This window comes from Rhodococcus yananensis, from assembly GCF_020515525.1.
GTDB lineage: Bacteria > Actinomycetota > Actinomycetes > Mycobacteriales > Mycobacteriaceae > Rhodococcus > Rhodococcus yananensis.
This window is the reverse complement of sequence record NZ_JAIYEP010000147.1, coordinates 1-3,325: the sequence shown is the minus strand read 5'-3', so window position 1 is coordinate 3,325 and position 3,325 is coordinate 1. Positions and strand designations below refer to the sequence as shown.

General features: G+C 71.2%; 4 protein-coding genes. 1 reads left to right on the top strand and 3 read right to left on the bottom strand.

Annotated elements, in window-relative coordinates:
- Positions 1–72 precede the first annotated feature (72 nt).
- The 3 genes from LDQ05_RS19420 to LDQ05_RS19410 all read right to left on the bottom strand — a co-directional run bounded on the left by LDQ05_RS19420 (position 73) and on the right by LDQ05_RS19410 (position 2,754).
- Complete coding sequence (locus LDQ05_RS19420) at positions 73–837, bottom strand: adenosylcobinamide-GDP ribazoletransferase (RefSeq protein ID WP_226438588.1); 765 nt, start codon at positions 835–837, stop codon at positions 73–75.
- Positions 837–1,883, bottom strand: coding sequence for a nicotinate-nucleotide--dimethylbenzimidazole phosphoribosyltransferase (gene cobT, locus LDQ05_RS19415; protein WP_372461166.1), 1,047 nt, complete (start codon positions 1,881–1,883; stop codon positions 837–839). The genes LDQ05_RS19420 and cobT overlap by 1 nt, the downstream gene beginning before the upstream one ends.
- 187 nt (positions 1,884–2,070) lie before the next feature.
- Positions 2,071–2,754, bottom strand: coding sequence for a DUF3043 domain-containing protein (locus LDQ05_RS19410; RefSeq protein ID WP_226438586.1), 684 nt, complete (start codon positions 2,752–2,754; stop codon positions 2,071–2,073).
- A gap of 170 nt (positions 2,755–2,924) precedes the next feature.
- On the opposite strand from LDQ05_RS19410, the gene LDQ05_RS19405 reads away from it, so the two are divergent.
- Entirely contained in the window at positions 2,925–3,275 is a 351-nt protein-coding gene (locus LDQ05_RS19405; RefSeq protein ID WP_226438585.1) for a HesB/IscA family protein, read from the top strand.
- Positions 3,276–3,325: the final 50 nt, after the last annotated feature.

Here is a 3,325-nt window from a genome sequence, read left to right as displayed (position 1 = left end):
GACCGTGACCGACGGTCGCGGCCTCACCCGTACCGGGCCCGGGAGGCGAGGTGGATGACGGGGGAGGAGGGCTCAGAGGGCGGTCGCCGCGACGACGGCCAGCGCCGCCACCGTTCCCTCCAGCACGGCACCGAGCACGTCGCCGCCGAGGCCACCGAAACGGTGGACACAGTGCCGCACGAACAACGCGCCCGCCGCGAGAACACCGACGACCGCAGCCGGCCCGAGCCACCACGGTCCGGGAAGCCACCACCAGGCGGCAGCGGCCGCCACCAGCGCCCAGCCGGCGATGAGGAGCGGCCCCTGCGTCCCGGCGACGAGCGTTCCGAACCCGCTGCCCTCGGCGGGGGAGATCCCGCGGCGACACGCGAGCACCACTGCGACCCTGCCCACCGCCACGACGACCCCGATCGCGGGCCACCACCGTGCGTCGGCGAGCACCCCGAACGATGCGGCCTGCAGCCCGAGGACGACCAGGAGCGCGACCACACCGAACGGCCCGGCACCGCCCGAGTGCATCACTGTGCGTGCCCGGTCGGGGTCGCCGTAGCACCCCAGCCCGTCGGCCGTGTCGCTGAGTCCGTCGACGTGCATGCCCCGGGTCGCGACCGCCAGGAAGCCCACGCACAGGAGTCCGGTGACGAGGCCGGGAACACCGACGGCGGACGACGCCCACGCCACGGCGGTGGCGCCGACGCCGAGCAGGACACCTGCGACGGGTGCGGCAGCGATTGCGCGCCGGCCCGCGTCACGGTCGACGGTGTCGGGGCCGCGGACCGGCAGCACCGTCAACCACGATGCGGCCAGCGTGACACCGGTCGCGGCGGCACGCAGCATCAGTCGGCCGTGGCGTCGGACGGGTCTTCGCGTGTGCTGACTCCGGCTTCCCGGAACGTCGCCATGTCGGCGAGCACCGCGACGGCGCCGCGCAACAACGGCAGTGCGGCGACCGCGCCCGACCCTTCACCGAGGCGCATGTCGAGATCGACGAGAGGCTCGAGTCGCAGGTGCCGCAGCGCGATCGTGTGCGCCGGTTCCACCGAGCGGTGCCCGGCGACCCACCAGCGGCGGGCGCCGGGCGCGAACTCCTCGGCGACCATCGCCGCCGCGGTGACCACGACGCCGTCGAGCAGCACCGGGGTGCGGCGCACCGCGGCCTGCGCGAGGAAACCGGCCATGGCTGCGAAGTCGGCCCCGCCGGCGGTACGCAGCAGCGCGAGCGGATCCCGGGCGTGCGGCCGTGCACGTCGCATCGCGTCGCGGATGGCCGTGACCTTGCGCATCCAGCCCTCGTCGTCGATGCCCGTTCCGCGGCCGATCGCCGCGACCGGTTCGGTGGAGGTGAGAGTCGCGATCAACACGGTCGCCGGGGTGGTGTTACCGATACCCATGTCCCCGGCGACGAGCAGATCGGCACCCTCGTCGACCTCCCGGTCGGCGAGTTCCCTGCCGACGGCGACCGCGCGCACCGCCTCGTCGTGGGTGAGGGCGTCCTCCCGGTCGATGCGACCACTCGATCGACGGATCTTGTGGGCGGCGACGTCCGGGGCGGTGTCGGCGTCGACGGCCATGTCGACGACCCGGACCCCGGCGCCGACGGTCGCGGCGAGCACGTTGACGGCGGCGCCGCCGGAGACGAGGTTGGTGACCATCTGCGCGGTCACCTCGGGTGGATACGCGGAGACGCCGTCCCGTGCGATTCCGTGGTCGCCGGCGAACACGACGATGCGGGGACGGGTGAACTGTCGCGGGGGGACGATTCCCTGACAGGAGGCGATCCAACACCCGAGATCCTCGAGGCGACCGAGGGAGCCGGCGGGCTTGGTGAGATCACGGTGCCGTTCCCGGGCCCGTTCGTACAGTTGTCGATCGGGTGCGTCGATCGAAGGGAAGTCGATGTCGGCGCGGGGTGCGGCGTCGCTGCTCACAGGTCACCTCTCACATGGGGAATCACCGCTGGCACGCTATCAACACCCGCCGCGACACCACCGCGCCCGCGTGGCTCCGCCGGGCACCGCTGCGCGTCGACGCCGTCCGGCCCGAACCTCGGCGATCGGGGCGGGAAACCGATCAGACCGCGTCGCCCGGCCTCACGCGGGGCAGCGGTGCGCGCAGCTTGCGGATCTGCGACGCGCGCACGAACGCGTACCAGCCGAGCCCGAAGCCGCCGTCGGTGGAATCGGGGTAGCGGGCACGGGCCTTCTTGTTGACCATCATGCCGAGGTAGACACCCTCGATGACCATCAGCAGCATCATCACGAACATCGCCAGCGTGACGTACTGCTGCACCACCGTCCCGAGGAACATGGACATGATGAGAACCAGTGCCAGCGGCATGAACAACCCGACCAGATTGCGGCGGCTGTCCACGAGATCACGGACGTAGGCCCGGACCGGACCGCGGTCGCGGGGGAGCAGGTACTTCTCCTCGCCGGCGAGCATCCGGTTGCGGCGCTCGGATGCGGCGGCGCGACGCTCGGCGGATTCGGCCTTCCGCTCTTCCTTCGACTTGGATTTGCGCGCGGCCTTGCGGCGTGCACGCGCCTCCTTCGCGGTGAGCGGGGCCGGGGCGACCGGTCCGCGGCGGCGGCCTTCGGCATCGCGCCGTTTCGGTGTGGGGCGGCCCTTCCCCTCGGTGGTCTTGCCCGTGCCTGCGGGCTCGGCGGCCCGATCGGACTCGGGGGAAGTGACATCGGACGCGGACACGCCCTGATCACCGGACTCGTCGGAACCACCGCGGCGTAGCAACTTCACCTCTCCAGGCTATGGGATATCCGAGGAAACGGGAAAATCGACGTGCGTCACACGCCCATACCACGGATGTGAGCGACTCGTGCATGAGGAATGAATCCGGGCGCGGTACCGTTGACACGTCCGGGTTCGACACGAACGACCGACAAGTACCCAACGACAGGGAGCGCCCCATGACCGTCCAGGAAGAGACCGCCACCCACGGCGTCATCATGACCGAGGCCGCCTCCGCGAAGGCGAAGGCTCTGCTCGACCAGGAGGGACGCGACGACCTCGCGCTGCGGATCGCCGTCCAGCCCGGCGGCTGCGCCGGCCTGCGGTACCAGCTGTTCTTCGACGACCGCAGCCTCGACGGTGATCTGACCGTCGACTTCGGTGGTGTCAAGCTCGCTGTCGACCGGATGAGCGCCCCGTACGTGCAGGGTGCGTCGATCGACTTCGTCGACACCATCGAGAAGCAGGGCTTCACGATCGACAACCCGAACGCCACGGGCTCCTGCGCCTGCGGCGATTCCTTCAACTGAGCCCGGTCCCGTATCGAGTCCGGTACCGAGGGCCCCGGCACGACACAGTG